15 protein-coding genes are annotated in these 17563 nt (G+C 49.7%); 7 read left to right on the top strand and 8 right to left on the bottom strand.

Annotated features, from left to right (window positions below):
- Nucleotides 1-13: 13 nt before the first annotated feature.
- Both H608_RS0104990 and H608_RS21325 read right to left on the bottom strand, forming a co-directional pair.
- Complete coding sequence (locus tag H608_RS0104990; protein WP_028786712.1) at nt 14-304, bottom strand: hypothetical protein; 291 nt, start codon at nt 302-304, stop codon at nt 14-16.
- A 6-nt stretch (nt 305-310) separates the two neighbouring features.
- A complete protein-coding gene (locus tag H608_RS21325; RefSeq protein WP_245565721.1) occupies nt 311-1252 on the bottom strand; it encodes a radical SAM protein in 942 nt (313 codons plus the stop codon).
- A gap of 77 nt (nt 1253-1329) precedes the next feature.
- Between H608_RS21325 and H608_RS0104980 the strand changes: the two genes are divergently transcribed.
- From H608_RS0104980 to priA, 3 genes are all read left to right on the top strand, one after another.
- Nucleotides 1330-1794 carry a DUF4258 domain-containing protein gene (locus tag H608_RS0104980; RefSeq protein WP_028786711.1) on the top strand — a complete coding sequence of 155 codons (465 nt, stop codon included), beginning with the start codon at nt 1330-1332 and terminating at the stop codon, nt 1792-1794.
- Complete coding sequence (locus H608_RS0104975; RefSeq protein WP_038007242.1) at nt 1794-2552, top strand: lysophospholipid acyltransferase family protein; 759 nt, start codon at nt 1794-1796, stop codon at nt 2550-2552. Before H608_RS0104980 ends, H608_RS0104975 begins: the two co-directional genes overlap by 1 nt.
- 210 nt (nt 2553-2762) lie before the next feature.
- Nucleotides 2763-5258 carry a replication restart helicase PriA gene (priA, locus tag H608_RS0104970; RefSeq protein WP_051268052.1) on the top strand — a complete coding sequence of 832 codons (2496 nt, stop codon included), beginning with the start codon at nt 2763-2765 and terminating at the stop codon, nt 5256-5258.
- A 152-nt stretch (nt 5259-5410) separates the two neighbouring features.
- On the opposite strand, the gene H608_RS0104965 is transcribed toward priA, so the two are convergent.
- Nucleotides 5411-6106, bottom strand: a complete 696-nt coding sequence (locus H608_RS0104965; RefSeq protein WP_051268051.1) for an NAD(P)H-binding protein — start codon at nt 6104-6106, stop codon at nt 5411-5413.
- Nucleotides 6107-6109: 3 nt separating this feature from the next.
- Between H608_RS0104965 and murB the strand changes: the two genes are divergently transcribed.
- From murB to H608_RS0104950, 3 genes are all read left to right on the top strand, one after another.
- Entirely contained in the window at nt 6110-7120 is a 1011-nt protein-coding gene (gene murB / locus H608_RS0104960; RefSeq protein ID WP_028786707.1) for a UDP-N-acetylmuramate dehydrogenase, read from the top strand.
- Between the two features lie 76 nt (nt 7121-7196).
- Entirely contained in the window at nt 7197-7883 is a 687-nt protein-coding gene (locus H608_RS0104955) for a porin family protein (RefSeq protein WP_028786706.1), read from the top strand.
- Nucleotides 7884-8134: 251 nt separating this feature from the next.
- Nucleotides 8135-8491, top strand: a complete 357-nt coding sequence (locus tag H608_RS0104950; RefSeq protein ID WP_028786705.1) for a nuclear transport factor 2 family protein — start codon at nt 8135-8137, stop codon at nt 8489-8491.
- A 71-nt stretch (nt 8492-8562) separates the two neighbouring features.
- Here H608_RS0104950 and H608_RS0104945 read toward each other — a convergent pair whose 3' ends face one another.
- The 3 genes from H608_RS0104945 to H608_RS21320 all read right to left on the bottom strand — a co-directional run bounded on the left by H608_RS0104945 (nt 8563) and on the right by H608_RS21320 (nt 14820).
- Nucleotides 8563-10092 carry a MoxR family ATPase gene (locus H608_RS0104945; RefSeq protein WP_028786704.1) on the bottom strand — a complete coding sequence of 510 codons (1530 nt, stop codon included), beginning with the start codon at nt 10090-10092 and terminating at the stop codon, nt 8563-8565.
- A gap of 11 nt (nt 10093-10103) precedes the next feature.
- Entirely contained in the window at nt 10104-11201 is a 1098-nt protein-coding gene (locus tag H608_RS0104940) for a vWA domain-containing protein (RefSeq protein WP_028786703.1), read from the bottom strand.
- A gap of 124 nt (nt 11202-11325) precedes the next feature.
- Nucleotides 11326-14820 (bottom strand): glycosyltransferase family 117 protein, encoded by a 3495-nt coding sequence (locus H608_RS21320; RefSeq protein ID WP_051268050.1) that lies wholly within the window; start codon nt 14818-14820, stop codon nt 11326-11328.
- Nucleotides 14821-14968: 148 nt separating this feature from the next.
- Between H608_RS21320 and H608_RS0104930 the strand changes: the two genes are divergently transcribed.
- Nucleotides 14969-15811, top strand: coding sequence for a hypothetical protein (locus H608_RS0104930; protein ID WP_028786702.1), 843 nt, complete (start codon nt 14969-14971; stop codon nt 15809-15811).
- Here H608_RS0104930 and H608_RS0104925 read toward each other — a convergent pair.
- Both H608_RS0104925 and H608_RS0104920 read right to left on the bottom strand, forming a co-directional pair.
- On the bottom strand, nt 15799-16626 hold the full coding sequence (locus tag H608_RS0104925) for an SAM hydrolase/SAM-dependent halogenase family protein (protein ID WP_028786701.1): 828 nt from the start codon (nt 16624-16626) through the stop codon (nt 15799-15801). The two genes, H608_RS0104930 and H608_RS0104925, sit on opposite strands and share 13 nt — an antisense overlap.
- Nucleotides 16627-16694: 68 nt before the next feature.
- On the bottom strand, nt 16695-17504 hold the full coding sequence (locus H608_RS0104920) for an SDR family oxidoreductase (protein ID WP_028786700.1): 810 nt from the start codon (nt 17502-17504) through the stop codon (nt 16695-16697).
- Between the last annotated feature and the right edge of the window lie 59 nt (nt 17505-17563).

The following is a 17563-nucleotide window of genomic DNA, read 5'->3' as shown; positions in this document are numbered from 1 at the left end:
GGATGCCGGAATATCAGTTGGGCTGTACGGCCGGCAGACGGTAATGCTGACCGTCCCAGACAAACAATTCATAGATTTGGTACGACCAGTAACGGGCGAGGGGGCTTTTCTCTAATATTTTCTCCACTTCCGCCGCATCCCCGGCGTTCAGGGTGATCCATACCTGCTGTGAGTCAATGCTCACAACATATTGATCAATGATTTCCTTGTTGATCAGGAAATTGATATACGTGCGGTGCGGGGGAATGAGTTCGTTAAAATCTTCGCCCATTTCGAATGATATGGTGACCTGGTATTTTTTCATCTCTTTCTAAAAGACAAATTGGCGTTCGAAAAGTTGCATGGAGACTGTAGTAAGTACTAAGTAATAAGTTTTAAGTAAACAGCCGGCGTAAGGCATAAGGGGTAAGGCCCGACACTTCGGGCCGAAGTTTCGGCCTAGCAACGGGATATGAAAGTGCGGCATGAATTTGTCGCTGTTGGCCACAAATTCCACGATCTCATTGGTCAGCAGGTTGGGTTCGATAGAAGAGATGCGGTAACGCGAAATGCCTTCCACTTTTTCCAAAGCCTGCACCAGTTGAAAGAAGTTTTCTTCACGGTATTGTATACTCACCGGCGCTCCGGCACCATCAGGACCCTTCCCGAAGTCGCCGAGGTTGATGCCCGTGAGCACAATTTCCTTTGCACCGGCCACCGCCAGCTCCTCCGCCTGCTTTACCACATTGGCGATACTGTCGCTGCGGCTTTTGCCACGCGCCAGCGGAATGGTGCAAAAAGAACAGTTATAGTCACATCCGTCCTGCACTTTCAGAAAGGTGCGGGTACGGTCGTTGATCGAATAGGAGGAGTGAAAGCCAGATACTTCGCCGATATCGCAGCTGCAGATACGGGCGGGATCGCCTTTGGCCAGTTGGCGGATGTGCTGCGCAATGTTGAATTTTTCCCCGGCACCCAATACCAGGTCCACCCCGGGGATCGAGGCGATCTCCTGCGGTTTCAATTGAGCATAACATCCCGTGATCACCACAAAACTTTCCGGCGCGCGACGCTGGATACGACGTACCAGCTGCCGGCATTCCTTATCGGCATTGTCGGTAACCGAACAGGTATTGATCACATATACGTCCGCCACGTCGTCAAATTCCTTTTTCGCAAAGCCTTCCTGCTCAAGCATGCGCGAGAGGGCGGAGGTTTCCGAAAAGTTGAGTTTGCACCCAAGTGTATGAAAAGCGACGGTCTGTGCGGACATAAGTGCGCAAAGATAGCAAAGATTCGCCAGCCCCTGATTGCGGTGACAATCCTATTTTTGCCGGTAAAACAAAGCAATTGAATAAGAAATGGTTACCGCTCGTCCTGGTGGTATTGCTGGGGCTGGTATTGCTGCTGGTCCGCCGTTGTTCCAACGACCATACAGCCAATACCGATACCGGTAAAAAAACGCGTACCGAAGATCCCGCCTCCACCGTCAACCGCAACCGGGGCTTCGACCGACGTACTTCCTTTCTTGAGTATACCCGTCATGCCCATTGCCGTATGGAGTGCCGGCATATTACCAAAACAGAAGTGGAAGGCATCATGCGCGACGGCCGCATCAATTACAGTAAAAGCAATGTGCAGGCAAAGCCCTGTCCCGAATACGCACTCGAAGGCGAAACGGCCGATGGCCAGCGCGTACGCATCGTTTTTGCCCAGTGTGATTTTAAGACCAAAGTAGTGACCGCCATCGACCTCGGTACGGAATGGGAATGCAGTTGCCCCGGCGACGATAAAAAACACCAGAATAAACGCTGATGAAAGTGCTGCTGAAACCTTTGCAATGGCTCTACAGCCTGTATGCCATCGTATTGTTCATTGCCATCATGCTGGTGATCTTTCCGTTTGTGATCTTCGCCAGTTTTCTGGGAAAGATCCGCGGTGGTAACATGATTCTCTGGCTTTGCGCCCGCTGGGCCGACCTCTGGTTTCCATTGATCGGCATCTTTCACCGCTTCATTTACGAAGCGCCGCACGACCGCCAACGCCAGTTTATTTTTGTTAACAACCATATTTCTTATCTCGATTCTGCCGTGCTGGTGAAAGCGTATCACCAGCAGGTGCGCCCGTTGGGCAAAGTGGAAATGGCGCGCATACCGGTATTCGGTTTTATTTACAGAAATGCCATCGTAACGGTGGACCGGAGCAGCCCTGCCAATCGCGCGGCAAGTCTGCGCATCCTTCGTTCGCTGATCAGCAAAGGCATTTCCGTACTCGTTTTTCCCGAAGGCACCTTCAACGAAACCGGCGAGCCGCTGAAAGAGTTTTATGACGGCGCCTTCCGCCTCGCCATCGAAACGCAAACACCGATCAAACCCGTGTTATTCCTCGATACTTACGACCGTCTTCATTACGGCGGCGTGTTTTCTTTTACACCCGGCCGCAACCGGATCGTGTACCTCGACGAAATCCCCGTTGAAGGTCTCACAAAAGCAGATTTGCCGGCGCTCAAAGCACTAGTGCATACGTATATGGAGGAGCGGCTGCGGTTTTACAAAGCGAGCTGGATTAAGTAGTAAGTTTTAAGTTATAAGTCGACAGCCGGTCTTTTATAGACGATTGATCGTTTTTCTCCCGCCACCATGGTTCGTGTATACACGAACCATGGTATTTACGATTCACGCACGCCATTCGAGCGCCGCAGGGAGCGTCATTCACCCATTGACTATTGACGGTTCACTTTTTTGAATTTTTACTTTTGACTTTTGAATTAACTTTATCGCTTGATGTCGCAACAAGATGCTCATATCGCTCTTTTCCCCGGAAAGAATGTCTATGCAGAAGTAATCATTCCGCTGGCATTGCCGCGTAATTATACCTGGTCCGTGCCGGCCGATCTGCAGGACACGGCCAAACCCGGTTGCCGCGTGGAAGTGAACCTCGGCAAAAACAAAAAATATGCGGGTATTCTCAAAAGGCTGCATACCGAAAGGCCCGCTTTATTCGAGCCCAAAGACATCCTGAATGTACTCGACACCGAACCCGTGGTTTTTGAAGAACAATTGAAACTATGGGAATGGATGGCCGGCTACTACATGTGCAGCGAAGGCGAAGTAATGGCCGCCGCATTGCCCGCACATTTCAAATTATCCAGCGAAACGATTTTACTATTCAACGAAGAATACGGGGATGATTTCAGCAGTCTCGATCACGACGAATACCTGGTGGCCGAGGCATTGTTGATCAAAAAGCAACTAACACTTGGCGAAGTGCAGCAGTTGCTCGATTCACCACATGCTTATCCGGTGATCAACCGGCTGATCAACAAACGTGTCTGTTTCGTTTGGGAGGCATTGAAACAAACCTACAATCCGCGCCGGGAAACCTATGTGTTGCTGGAGAAGCCGTACGACAAAGAAGAAGCGCTGGAGCAATTACTGAATGAAGATCCGCGTTTGCGCCGCGCTGAAAAACAAATGGAATTATTGCTGGCCTACCTGCACCTTTCCCGTTCAGATGGCGAAGTGACCAAGCCGGAGCTGCTGAAAAAATCAGGCGCTTCCGATGCGCAGTTGAAAGGATTGGTGGAAAAGAAAATCCTTCGTTTGGAAAAAAGAGAGGTGGATCGTATACGTTACCCGCCCCGCGATATCCAGATCGATTTTGCGCTGAGTCCCGCGCAGCAGGAAGCTTTTGATCAGATCAAGGAATCGCTTTTACAAAAACCTGTTTGTTTGTTGCACGGGGTTACCTCCAGTGGCAAGACGCAGGTTTATATCCGGCTGATCGAAGAACATATCCGCCGCGGCGAGCAGGTATTGTACATGCTTCCCGAGATTGCGCTGACGTCGCAGATCATCCGCCGTTTGCAAAAACATTTTGGCGGCTACATCGGTATTTATCATTCGCGCTTCTCGCAGAATGAACGCGTCGAGATCTGGAACAAAGTAAAAAGCGGCGAGTTGAAAGTAGTGCTGGGCGCACGTTCCTCCGTATTCCTGCCGTTCCGCGAATTGGGATTGATCGTTTGTGATGAGGAACATGATACTTCTTATAAACAACAGGAACCTGCGCCGCGATACAACGGCCGTGATGCGGGCATCTATCTTTCATCGCTTTTCAGTGCGCGCGTCGTGCTGGGCAGTGCCACTCCTTCGCTGGAAAGTTATGCCAACGCGCAAAATGGCAAATACGGCAAAGCTGTACTGGCAGAGCGTTTCGGTAATATGCAGATGCCCGGCATCGAAATAGTGGATACGCGCCGGATCAATGCGAAGGAGAAAGGAAAGATCATGTTGTCGCCGCAACTGGTGGAAGCAGTGGAAGAAGTAGTAGGCCGCCAGCGGCAGGTAATTCTGTTCCAGAACCGCCGTGGTTACACACCGTACCAGGTTTGCAGCATGTGTGGCTGGGTGCCGCAATGTAAATACTGCGATGTTTCCCTGACATTTCATAAACTTACCAATAAACTACAGTGCCATTACTGCGGAACCACGTACACGCCTTTGTATACCTGCGCTGCCTGTGGCAGTGATCAGTTTGTACAAAGAAATTTTGGGACAGAACGCATTGAAGAGTTGCTGCAGGAAACCTTTCCGCAGGCGAAAGTGGCGCGGATGGACATCGATACAGTACGTGGGAAACATGCACATGATCAGTTGATCCAGCAGTTCGAACAGCAGCGTGTAGATATTTTGGTGGGCACGCAGATGGTGGTAAAAGGCCTCGACTTCGAAAAAGTGGATCTTGTTGGAATCCTGGATGCTGATGGCTTGTTACATTTTGCCGACTTCCGGGTGAATGAACGGGCTTTTCAATTGATGGAGCAGGTGAGTGGCCGCGCCGGCAGACGCGATACGATGGGCCGCGTGCTGATACAAACCACACAGCCCGGCCATCCCGTATTAAAGTTTGTTACCGAACATAACTATGAGCATTTCTATGAAGATGAAATGCAGAAACGCAAACAATTCTTTTACCCGCCCTTCTCGCGCACGATACAATTAACGTTCCGCCATAAACTGAAAGATGTTGTACACGATGCGGCGCATCGCTATGCCGACGCATTAAAAAACCGCTATAAAGAATACATGTCCGGACCGGCTGAGCCGATGATCAGCCGCGTGCGCAATCAATATTTAATGGAGTTGTTGCTCAAACTTCCCCGCGATCAGCACTTGATCCGCACCTGCAAACAGGAATTGTTAGAACAGATTGCGATCCTGCACAATGATAAAAGATTCAGAAATGTGATTGTTGTGCCGGATGTGGATGGGGTTTAGGAATGTGGAAATGTGTAGATGTGAAAATGTGAAAATGATTAATACAAAAAACAGTTACCGTTACACAGATTCTTCCAGTCCTGAAAAATAGCAGTATATACGGAAGTTGCTTTCATTTTCACATTTACACATTCCGCCGCAGGCGGACACATTTACACATTACCCTCCATCTCCTCCCAATGATACCAATGCACACCCTGCTTACCTGACAGCGCGGCGTTGATCATGGCCTGGGCAACGGTGCGGCCGTGAATGGCGCGGTATTTTTTCCAGGAGCCGAATAACAAGCCCGATACGGCTTTGGTGGCTGATTGAAGAAAACCTTCACCCGGACGTTGCTCATCGCGGTGGCCGAGCAACATGGAAGGACGCATGATGTGGATGGAAGGAATACTGCTGGCAATAACCGCATTTTCTGCTTCGCCTTTGAGGCGGAGATAGAAATTGCGGCTGGATGCATCGGCGCCAACGGAAGATACCATTGCAAATGCCTCCGCCCCGGCTTCGTACGCATATTTTGCCACGCGCTCAGGAATTTCAAGATCGATGCGGCGGTAAAGCGCTTTATCGCCTTTCACATTCTTTTGTGTGGTGCCGATACAGGAAAAAACAATGTTCACGTCTTCCAATGCCAGTTTCACAGATTCGGCATCGTTGAAGTCAACGAGTTTCACTTCGGCTTTGGGATGTGGCTTTTCCATCGGGCGGCGAACGATAAGACGCACAGTGTCGAACCGCTCGTCTTTGTAAAGGGCTTCCTGCAGATATTTTCCGATCATGCCGGTAGCGCCGATGATGGCAGCCGTTTTTCCACTCTTATTTTTTACAGTATCATTGCCTAAATTCATAGAATGCAAGTTCTGGAAAATTTTCCATTAAAGGACCTGAATACATTTGGCGTGGCCGCCAATGCCCGCTACTACGCGGCATTTGACAGCATTGCCTCGCTCAACGACATCCTGTCGAAGTATCCGGGACTGCCGTTGCTGATCCTCGGCGGTGGCAGCAACGTACTGCTGACAAAAGACTTCGACGGGCTGGTTTTGAAAAATGATATCCGCGGCATTCGTAAAGTGAGTGAGGATGCTGAATTCGTTTATGTAAAAGCCGGCGCGGGAGAAAACTGGCACCAGTTCGTGTTGTATACGATTGAACACGGATGGGGCGGACTCGAAAATCTTTCGCTGATTCCCGGATGCGTAGGGGCATCACCCATGCAGAACATCGGGGCTTATGGGGTGGAAATAAAAGATCTGTTTGAACAACTCACTGCCTTTCATTTAAACGAACGCAGCAATTATACCTTCCGCGCGCAGGCTTGCGAATTTGGTTATCGCGAAAGTGTTTTCAAAAGAAAATACAAGGGACAGTTCGTGATTGCCGATGTGACTTTTAAATTACGAAAACAACCGGTGTTGAACACCTCTTACGGAGCCATAGCCTCCGAGCTCAAAGCGCGTGGTATTGAACACCCCACCATCCGCGATGTATCAGATGTGGTCATCTCTATACGTCAATCCAAACTTCCCGATCCCAAAGAAACCGGCAATGCGGGCAGTTTCTTTAAGAACCCCAGCATTACCATTCCGCAGTTTGATGAGCTGAAAAAAAAATATCCCGATATGGTCGCTTATCTCAATCCGGATGGAACGATGAAGCTGGCGGCGGGTTGGCTGATCGAGCAGGCCGGCTGGAAGGGATACCGCGAAGGTGATGCCGGTGTACATGCGCGCCAGGCATTGGTATTGGTGAATCATGGCCATGCCACGGGAGCGGAGATCGTCGCTTTGAGCGAAAAGGTCATTTCATCCATAAAAGAAAAATTCGGTGTGGAACTGGAGCGGGAAGTGAATATTGTATGAGCCGGTAAATACAAGTAAAATGCTTCTAAATTGCTGATTTTGTATGATCTTTGCCCCAACATCAAATTAACGATCTATGAAAAGAATCCTGGTACTTGGTCTGCTGCTCGCTGTCAGCGGAGCTGCTATGGCACAAACAGAGTTCCGCGGACGGAGTGTTCGTCTGGGTTTTAAACTGGACCCTGTATTCATCAATAACCTTCGTCCTGCTGACAATGGGTTGGAAAAAGACGGAAGCAAATTTGGGTTCTCTTACGGCCTGATGGCTGATTTTATGTTCAGCGATGGCCGTGGTGCTTTTGCCTCCGGCATTGAAGTAACGCATGCTGCCGCCAGCCTCAAGTATACGGATGCCAACAAAGGTCTCCGCCGTGCAGAAGCTGCCGGTGCCGAGCAGGTGTATGATATCCGCCTGCAATACATCCAGGTGCCGCTTTCCATCAAATTGAAAACAAACCCGAATAACGGTTTGCGTTACTGGGGCCAATTTGGTACGTATCTCGGCCAACTGATCGGTGCACGTGCTGATTGGGAATATGGTTCAACCTCTGCCACCAAACAAAAAATTCTGAAGGACGTTAACCCGCTGAACATGGGTCTGCTGATCGGTGCCGGTGCCGAATACCATATCGCCGAGAAAACGGATTTGTTTTTCGGTCTCGGTTTTGAAAACGGTTTCACCGATGTTACCCGCAACAAAAAATGGAACGACGGTAAGGTAACCCTGAACCGTTGGGCGTTGCGGTTGGGAGTGTTCTTTTAGTCGTGAATCGTCAATGGTGAATAGTGAATAGTCAATGGTGAATAGTGAATAGTCAATGGTGAATAGTCAATGGTGAATCGTCAATATTATTCTCAATTAATGGGAGGTCTCCAAAGGACTTCCCTTTTTTATTCACGATTCACGATTGACTATTCACGACTTCTGGCCAAAATATCCAGCCAGAAAGACCAAATCCCACCCTCTCGAAGTCAACAACGGCCGGTAGCTTTGTTGTAACAAAACCTCAGACAATGACAACACAGCAAATTGCCGTCCGCTTCAATGAACTGGCACAACAGGATAAATGGTTTGAAATACAGGATGAGTTTTTCTCCGATGATGTGAAAAGCATCGATCCGGTTGATTCTCCATATTTCGGTTATGCAGAAGGCAAAGCCGCCGTACGTCAGAAAGGAGAGGACTTCGTTGGTCGTATTACCGCACTGCACGGCGCACACACTTCTGAGCCGTTAATAGCCGGAGATCATTTTGTAGTAGCCAGGGAACTCGACATCACCGTACAACCACACGGCCGCATTCAGATCAAACAACTGATGCTGTACAAAGTGAAGGACGGGAAGATTGTTAGTGAACAGTTTTTCTACTGATGTGATAATTTGAGAATTGAATGAAAAATGAGCTCAATGAATTTCCTAATTATCAAATCATCAAATTAGCTTCAACTCTCTTCATCAAATTCATCTTCCTCCGTGCTCATGCCTCCCAGGTTCATCATGCTGCCGATGAGGTCTTTGAATTCAACTTTTGTTTCGAAGATTTTTTTGCTGATAAGCGAATGAGCCGCGAGACCGTGCAATACGAATTCCATCAACAGCCCGGCCTGCTCTTCGTCGGCTCCGGGATATAATTTTTTCACCACAGCATGTAATCCGTCCACCTGGTAAAGCGCCATCAGCTTCTCCTTATCCGAATTACCGAAGGACAAATGCAGGTGATTGCCTTTGTCAAACCAGTTGATCACCGGGCGATAAGGATCGTCTACTTTTTCCTGTGATGCCTTGCCTGTATTGCGGCGCTTCTTCAATGTTTCAGGATTGGGGAAATATTCCACGAACTGTGTGCGGATCGCTTTGTCCAACAAGTTCATCGCTACCTGGAACGGACCTTCCTGTTCTCCTTCATATACCAGTTCTACTTTACCGGTGATGGAAGGAATGATGCCCGCCAGATCGCTGATCCAGACCTGTGTGTGCTTCTCATTGTTGATAATGGCGCGTCGCTCGGCGGCACTCACGGCATTCTCAAAAGCAGAAATAGTGAGTCGCGCAGATACGCCGCTTTTCTTATCCACCAGTTCACTGCCGCGCGCTTCAAACGCTACCTGCTCGATCAACCGGCGAACCAGGTCGCTTACTTCCACCAGTTCTTTCTGGTCGTCGGCGATACCAGCTTCCTGGCCGGTGATCTCCAGCGCCTGTTCGATCGTACGTGGATAGTGGGTCAGGATCTGGCTTTCGATACGGTCTTTCAATGGTGTTACGATCGAACCGCGATTGGTATAGTCTTCGGGGTTGGCCGTAAACACAAATAATATATCGAGAGGCAACCGCAGCTTGAATCCGCGAATCTGCACATCGCCTTCTTCGAGTATGTTGAACAACGCTACCTGGATGCGCGCCTGTAAGTCGGGCAATTCATTGATCACAAAAATGCAACGGTTGCTGCGCGGGATAATGCCGTAATGCAGTACGCGTTCATCGGCAAAATTCAGTTTCAGGTTAGCTGCTTTGATGGGGTCGATGTCACCGATCAGATCGGCTACGCTTACATCGGGCGTAGCGAGTTTTTCTCCGTAACGCTGACTGCGGTGCAGCCATGTAATAGGCGTATCGTCGCCCTTTTCTTCCACCAATGCGCGGGCAAACCCCGATACCGGGTTCAGTGGATCGTCGTTGATATCGCTGCCGGGAATAGTGGGAATATATTCATCCAGGAGCTCGGTCATCTGGCGCGCCATACGCGTCTTGGCTTGTCCGCGCAGACCGAGAAACAGGATATTGTGTTTACTCAACAGCGCTCTTTCCACATCGGGAATAACGGTGTCTTCGTAACCTACGATACCCGAGAAGGTCGGCTCCTGGTGACGGAGGCGGTGCAGTAAATTGTGACGGATCTCATCTTTGATCGATCGGGACTGATAACCGGAGGCTTTGAGTTCTCCCAAGGTTTTTATTGTGTGTAATTGCATAGTAGCGTAGGTTAAAATACAGTTTTGCGTTTGCCACTTTCAAAGTCGCGGAAAATAAAGGCACCGAGTTTATCCAGCGAAGCAAAGAAAGCCTTGCCCTGGTTCATCTCGGTAAATTCCTGCACAAATTGCTGCAGGTACGGATCCGTAGCGATCATGAAAGTAGTAATAGGAATTTTTAATTTCTTGCATTGCGCAGCAAGATTCATGCAACGGTTAACGACTTTGCGATCGAGGCCGAAGCTGTTTTTATAATAGCGTTTACCGATCTTCAGGCAGGTAGGTTTACCATCCGTGATCATGAAAATCTGTTTGTTTGGATTTTTGCGCCGGCGCAAAATATCCATGGCGAGCTCGAGACCCGCAACGGTATTGGTATGATAAGGACCTACCTGCAGATAGGGGAGGTCTTTTACTTCAATAGGCCAGGCATCATTTCCAAAAACCACAATATCTAATGTGTCTTTGGGGTAACGTGTCTTGATGAGTTCACTCAATGCCATCGCTACTTTTTTCGCGGGCGTGATGCGGTCCTCCCCATAGAGAATCATGGAATGGGAGATATCGATCATCAGCACGGTAGAGGTCTGGGCTTTGTAATCCGTTTCCCGGATGGCCAGGTCATCTTCCTGCATGCGGAAACTCTCGATGCCGTGATTGATCTGCGCATTGCGGATGCTTTCCGTGAAATCGATCTGCTCAAGCATATCACCAAACTGAAACTGTCTTGTTTCGGCATTTTGTTCATCGCCCTGGCCGGGTTTGAAACTGCGGTGATCGCCTTGTTTGCTTTTTTTGAGTTTACCGAATATTTCTTCGAGGCTTTTCTTGCGGATGCCCTGTTCGGTTTTAGGCGTAATACGTATTTCTCCCGTCTGCTGATCGTCGGAGATATAGCCTTTGTTTTTTAAATCGTCTATAAAATCGCCCATCGCGTACTCATCGTCCGTGAGGGAGTATTGTTTGTCGAGTTCGTTCAGCCATTTAAGGGCTTCGCTTACGTCGCCGCTTGTATAGGTCAGCAACTGGAGAAAGATATTCAGCAACTGATCAAAACGGCTTTTGCCCTGCTCATCGGGATTGAACCCGGTAAATTGGTAACCTCTCATGTGCCTGCCGTGTTTTTCTGAAGGTAATTTACGGAAAAAGCTCCGCTTCTGTTTATAACACGCGGGCAGGCGGAAAGTTGCGGTAAAAAAGAACCCCCACGATTTTGTGGGGGTTAACTTTTGATTATTTAGCCTGTGAATCTTTCGGGGCCGTTTGAATCGTTTGTCCCGGAAGTTCCTGCTGCGGTTGTTGTTGCTGTTTTTGTGCGGCAGTAGGGTTGTACCGTTGTTCCAGCGCGTTGATCATGCTCAACAACTGGCGGTTACGGTCTGCTTCTCCTCCCTGGCCATCGAAGTAGGAGTAGAACTCTTCCTTCTCTGCCTGCAGGTATTTGTAATACTGCTCCTGCTGTTGCAGGTCTTTCTGAATGGCAGTTTTCACTTCGTTAGCCAGTTTCAGGTTGCCGGCTTTATAAGCGGCTTCCAGGAATACGAGACCGTTGATGTTATGGTTGTTGCGGCGGCTCACCATACCGTAAGGCATATCTTCTACGTGGATCATGCTCACGCATTTTTCCAGCAGTTTATTCGCTTCATCTTTACGGCCTGCATCGGCAAGGTTACCTGCGGCTTCGGCGTAAGCGTTGCGGATATTGAGGATATGACGGCGGTTCTCTTCGTCGAAGTAAGTGCCTTTTTTGCTTTCAAACACAAACTTGTCCATCAGGTTTTTACCGATCACGTCCAGGTTATTGTCGCGTCCGTAGGTATTGATCATCCAGTTGGCTGAAGTATTCTTCGGAATGATCGGCACCAGGCGGTAAGTGAGTCCGTCCTTGCGGAGGAAATTATCAAAACCTGCCACACCGTAAGGTGAGGTGAAGTAAATCGGGCGTTTCCAGTTGTTGGCAGCCACGATATTGAGCACCATCAGGTCGTTACGTCCGATATAAGAACGTCCTTCGGGCAGCGTTACGGGCAGTTCGCTCAATACACTGTCACCGGGATTAACGGTGCCATTTTTCTTGACAAGTTCCACATCTACCGGCAGGGTGAAGCGACGCAGTGGCATATACAGCGGACCTTTGTCGCGGCCGGTTTCAGGGTCAGGTGTTACTTTACCGAGGAACTCTTTCATGAAACGGAAGAGGTCGGGAGCCTGGTTGGCAAAGCGCGGATCTTCACGGATGTAAAGGTATTCGCGGTTATGTCCTTCGATCTGCTCGGGCGTCCAGATCACATCTACTGAATCGGCTTCGTTCACTTTTGTACGGAGCTGGTTGATATACCAGTCGATACCCAGGAGCGAGTTGTTGATGATGCGGATGTCTTTACGGATGCCTTCCACTTCCTGTGCGTACCACAGCGGGTATGTATCGTTGTCGCCGTAGGTAAACAGGATAGCGTTAGGCGCACAGCTTTCCAGGTAATCGCGTGCCAGGTCCGGCGCCACGGTTTTGGTGCTGCGGTTATGGTCGTCCCATTCCTGCTGGACCATTACTGCCGGCACGGCCAGGCAGATAAGGGTAGAAGCCAGGCTGAGCGTGGAAAGGTTTTGTCCTCCGCTGCTGATTGCCCTCACCAGGAATGTGACACCCGCCGTTACGGCGAGGTACAATGCTGTTGCCAGCAGGCTTGCCATCATCACACCTCCACCAGAGTTGCCCGGCAGGCAGCTCAGTACCGTGATCAGGAAGGTCAATGCACCTCCGTAAATCATCAGGTTCTGGAAAGTGAACTTGTCTTTTTTCTCATTGGCCAGTCGTACGAACGCTACCACCGCCAGACCGATCCATATTGCAAAAGCGTAGAACGATCCCGCATAGGCATAGTCACGTTCACGTGGCTGGTTGCCCGGTTGGTTGAGGTAAAGTACAATGGCAATACCGGTGAAGAAGAAGAGCAGCATGCTCACAATCCAGTCTTTCCGGTTTTTGAAATATTGATACACGCATCCCACAATACCCAGAATGAACGGCAGGAAATAGAGTGAGTTATGTGCTTTGTTATCTTTCAGGCTGTCGGGTAGTTGCGATTGATCGCCCAGCCGGGCATTATCGATCAGGGAAATACCGGTTATCCAGTTACCGTCGCGTTTGTTACCATCGCCCTGGATATCGTTTTGTTTACCCGAGAAGTTCCACATGAAGTATCGCCAGTACATGAAGCCGAGCTGGTAGGTGAAGAACCATTCCATATTCTGCTTGAGGGTGGGCGCTTCGTATTTCTGTCGCCCTTCGGCATCGGTGGTTTTTCCGATGCTTAGCCAGTCGGCATAAAAGTCGGCGTGATCCTGGTCGTTGCTGGCGTCCCATACGCGCGGGAAGAGTTGATAATCGGAACGTTCGTAGCGGAGAGTCTGCTCGCGGCCGATCTCGATGTATTTATCTTTTCCTTTTACGTATTTCATTTCACCGTACTCATACGGATCTGCGCGGTCGATTTCGGCGGCAAAATGCGGGCCGTATACGATCGGCGCGCTGCCATATTGTTCGCGGCTGAGGTAGTAAACGAGGTTGATCGGGTTGTCTACGTTGTTCATGTCGATCGCGGGATTCGCATTGGAGCGGATCAGCGCGGTGAAGTACATGAAGTAACCCAGCATGATGAAAGCGTAGCACCACAGGCCCAGCTTCAATATTTTGAGTGCACCGGGGCGCAGCAGGTAACCTACCAGTACTGCAATACCACCGACGAAGAGGAACTTCACAAACTTCCATCCGCCGGAGCCGAGGCTCACGATGAACGGCAGCAGCGAAAGCGCCAGGAACAATATCAGCCAGATGGAGAGTTTCGTTTTGGTCATGTCTTTTTCCTTGAAGCTGAGTGCCCACACGATCAGGGCGGCCAGCAGTACGAAGTAGAAAGCAAAACCAGCGAAGAAAGGAGTGCCGAGCTGGTTGACGAAGAATACGTCAAACTGGCCGGCCGCCTTCATGGAGTATTGAATAACGCCCACCTGCACGATACCAACGATTACGCAACCGATGAGAAAGGCGATGATCGAACCTTTAACGGTAGGCGTGTAACGGCGGTAGTAATAAATCATTACGATCGCAGGAATGGTCAGGAGGTTCAGCAAGTGAACACCGATAGAGAGACCCATCATGAAGAACAGGTAAATGATCCAGCGGTCGGAGCGGGTTCTTGCACCGGCATCCGTTGCGCTCTCATCGGCGTGTTCCCATTTCAGCATCGCCCAGAATACGAGTGCGGTAAAGAAAGAAGAAAGAGCATACACTTCACCTTCCACACCGCTGTACCAGAATGAATCGCTGAATGCATAAGCCAATGCACCAACCGCACCTGCACCCATTACGGTAAACAATTGCGGACCTGTCAGCGGCTGTGAAGCGTGGGACACAAACATTTTGCGGGCAAAATGCGTAACGCTCCAGAACAGGAACAGGATAGTGAAGGCGTTGGCCGCAGCACTCATGAAGTTGACGGCGTTGGCGGCGGTCTGCGGATTATCTCCAAAAAGTATAATAAAGAACCTGCCCAGCAGGGTAAACATTGGCGCGCCCGGAGGGTGGGGAAGTCCCAGCTTGTAGGCGCTGGCCACGAATTCACCGCAATCCCAGAGGCTGCCCCTGGCTTCGCGCGTAAAAATGTAGGTCAGCAAGGCGACAAAGAAAACGGCCCAGCCGGTGAGGTTATTAACTTTTTTGAAGTTCATAATGGGGTCTATTTTGAAAGAAGGCAAAAATAGGGATATTCAGTTCATCCCGTGCACCGTCCAACGAACAGTTTCGTTAAGTCCCGGCCCGCTGAAATTCACGGGATTGCAGATTCTTCTTAGTTTTGCCCGGCTTAAACCGCTGCTTATGCGTTTTCTTCTTCTCCTCGCCCTGCTTTCAGCCGTGATCACGGGCTGCGGATCGGGCAAAAAAGCTAAAAATGAACCGCTCCGTTTAGAGGGTAGCTGGGTAGCGCTGTATTCCCGCCTTGATAAAGAAATGGAGGACAGCCGTGACCTTTACAACGAGGTAAAGGACTCGCTGCTCATGCTGCACGGGCTGAAACTGCTGCGTTTTGAACCAGATGGTAAAATATACCAGGCCGACAGTATTATGGCCGCACCCGGTTCCTGGGCGCTCTCACCGGACGGCATCCTTATAATCCGGAACGCCGGGTTAGGCATGGAGCGGTTCACGGGACAGGATGCCAAAATGAAAGACGGTAAAATGATCGTCAGGCATCTTGTAAACGTAAAAGGCCGGGTGCTGGATGTAAACTGGTATTATGCACGACTGGATGAAAAAGATGCCGTGCTGCTCGACAAAGACCAGAACACCTGGAGAAAAATGCTGCCGGCCGATGCCACGGAAAAACAAATGGCGGATAAAATCGTGAAAATACTGCGCTACTACGGCCATTACTTTCATGTAATCGGACGCGAAGCGAATTACTTCTATGCGGAAAGGATGATTGTTCCTTTTAAATATTACCAGCACGGCGTGGGGCTGCAAAACTTTTCGATGGAAAACAGGTTTGCCCGGCAATTTGCCGACTCGGCGCAGGCCACGAAAGCCTGGGACATCATCAGAAAGGGGTTTTACCGCATCAGCGATGTACCTTATCCGGCGGTGGAAAATAACTATACGGAAGGATATGCGTTGTTCATCGAATCACTGGCGAATGATATCGACAAATTCTATTCGAAATAGACCCGGACGGTCTGATAGAAGAGTTGGTTTTGCATAATGCCGGCTACCTGTCTTGTTTTTTCCGAAAAACCTTTTAAGCCAAACAAACCCGCGGCATTGCCTTTATTGATAGCGATCTCGAGATAATTGGCGCTGTTGAAAATGGCGAGCTTTTCGCCTTCCTGCACATCGGCGTATGACTCGCTGATGCGGTCGATTACCTCATCGCGTTTAAAAACGATGCGGAAACTGCGTCCGCGGCGTTGCTCTTCGAACTGTTCACGGGTGATGTTGACAATCACGTTCTCGAAATTGTCAATGAAAATGATCTGTCCTTCGATATAATTCTGATCGAGTAAGGGGCGCAGGTGGTTTTTTTCGGTATAAGCAATATCTGGTTCACCGATCTGGGTGAGTGCCGTGCCCTGCATGAGTTCGTTCACCACGCGGCCCATCACGGAAGTGCAATGCAGTGTATTGCGGATCTCGCTTTTATCCAACGGAACACCGATCACCATTTCAGGTTTTCCTTCGAGGATCATATTCAGCAGGCCGTTGTCGGCGCAGAGAAAATACTGTTCCTGGTGAAAGGCCAGCAGCAGGCGTTCGGGTCTTTTTTCGAACAGGTTGACCAGGATGAGGTGATAACTATACGGGGGGAAATGTTGAACAGCGCTGCGGCAGATATAAGCGGTCTGCGGATAATTGAAGGGCGAAATATTATGGGAAATATCCACCAGCCGGAACTCGGGATTTATCTGTATGAGTTGTGCCTTGATCGCACCCACCAGGTAATCCTGGTGCCCGATATCCGAGGTGAGGGTGATCAACGACATAATTTAATAGAGGAGGCCGGAATTTGGTGTTTAAAAAATAGATGCCTGTGCCGCAAAAATAAGCACTGCTACTTTACCAGTTGTCTGTCACGGAAATAAAAACGGTGAACAAGTTTATCGGCCCATTTGGGGAAGAACTTATTCATGAACACTGTTTGTTTACCGGTGAAGGTAAGCACGAGTGTGCGTTTCTTTTTTTCAACGGCTTTGAGGATATGCACGGCACACTCATCTGAGGTCATCAATTTCTTTTCATTCATCTTGCTTTCGCCGCCCTGCTCACCGTCTTTGTTCAATGCGGCGTTGCGGATATTGGAAGCGGTGAAGCCCGGGCAAACCCACATCACGTGTACGCCATCGTCCATCAATTCTGTTTTGATAGACTCGAGCCAGCCCTGCACGGCAAACTTGGAAGCGGAATAACCGTTGCGGCCGGGCAGACCGCGATAGCCGGCGATGGACGACACGCCAACGATGGTTCCCTTGCGTTCGATGATAGAATCCAGCGCGTACTTGGTACAATAAACCGTGCCCCAGAAATTAATGTCCATCACTTTGCGGATCACGTCGATGGTAGTATCGCGGAGCAAAGCGCGCATCGACACACCGGCATTGTTGATAAGGATGTCGATGCCGCCGAAGGTGCGGATGGTCATGTCGATGAAACGCCGGCAATCGTTCTCGCTGCTGACGTCGGCCACCATGGTGTATAAGGGAGATGAGGGATTCTCGGACTGCAATTGGTAAAGTTTATCGTGATTGCGGCCGCAGGTAGCCACTTTGGCGCCGTGAGACAACAATAACTCCACGAGCGACTTGCCGATACCGTCGGTACCGCCGGTGACCACCACTACTTTATCCTGGAAATATGCAGCCATAACAAACAATTTATAAATGCAAACCTACTTGAAAACGCGGAAGTTATCAACCTGTAAAG

It is taken from the genome of Terrimonas ferruginea DSM 30193 (assembly GCF_000425585.1).
Taxonomy (GTDB): Bacteria; Bacteroidota; Bacteroidia; order Chitinophagales; family Chitinophagaceae; genus Terrimonas; species Terrimonas ferruginea.
Note: the sequence above shows the minus strand (reverse complement) of the source record. Positions and strands in the feature narration are given on the sequence as shown.

What these genes read in the sequence shown, in the direction of transcription:
- H608_RS21325 (WP_245565721.1), bottom strand. Translation starts at nt 1,252, where the DNA reads ATGTCCGCACAGACCGTCGCTTTTCATACACTTGGGTGCAAACTCAAC.
- H608_RS0104940 (WP_028786703.1), bottom strand. Translation starts at nt 11,201, where the DNA reads ATGAGAGGTTACCAATTTACCGGGTTCAATCCCGATGAGCAGGGCAAA.
- murB (WP_028786707.1), top strand. Translation starts at nt 6,110, where the DNA reads ATGCAAGTTCTGGAAAATTTTCCATTAAAGGACCTGAATACATTTGGC.
- H608_RS0104955 (WP_028786706.1), top strand. Translation starts at nt 7,197, where the DNA reads ATGAAAAGAATCCTGGTACTTGGTCTGCTGCTCGCTGTCAGCGGAGCT.
- H608_RS0104945 (WP_028786704.1), bottom strand. Translation starts at nt 10,092, where the DNA reads ATGCAATTACACACAATAAAAACCTTGGGAGAACTCAAAGCCTCCGGT.
- H608_RS0104965 (WP_051268051.1), bottom strand. Translation starts at nt 6,106, where the DNA reads ATGAATTTAGGCAATGATACTGTAAAAAATAAGAGTGGAAAAACGGCT.
- priA (WP_051268052.1), top strand. Translation starts at nt 2,763, where the DNA reads ATGTCGCAACAAGATGCTCATATCGCTCTTTTCCCCGGAAAGAATGTC.
- H608_RS0104920 (WP_028786700.1), bottom strand. Translation starts at nt 17,504, where the DNA reads ATGGCTGCATATTTCCAGGATAAAGTAGTGGTGGTCACCGGCGGTACC.
- H608_RS0104975 (WP_038007242.1), top strand. Translation starts at nt 1,794, where the DNA reads ATGAAAGTGCTGCTGAAACCTTTGCAATGGCTCTACAGCCTGTATGCC.
- H608_RS0104990 (WP_028786712.1), bottom strand. Translation starts at nt 304, where the DNA reads ATGAAAAAATACCAGGTCACCATATCATTCGAAATGGGCGAAGATTTT.
- H608_RS0104925 (WP_028786701.1), bottom strand. Translation starts at nt 16,626, where the DNA reads ATGTCGTTGATCACCCTCACCTCGGATATCGGGCACCAGGATTACCTG.
- H608_RS21320 (WP_051268050.1), bottom strand. Translation starts at nt 14,820, where the DNA reads ATGAACTTCAAAAAAGTTAATAACCTCACCGGCTGGGCCGTTTTCTTT.
- H608_RS0104950 (WP_028786705.1), top strand. Translation starts at nt 8,135, where the DNA reads ATGACAACACAGCAAATTGCCGTCCGCTTCAATGAACTGGCACAACAG.
- H608_RS0104930 (WP_028786702.1), top strand. Translation starts at nt 14,969, where the DNA reads ATGCGTTTTCTTCTTCTCCTCGCCCTGCTTTCAGCCGTGATCACGGGC.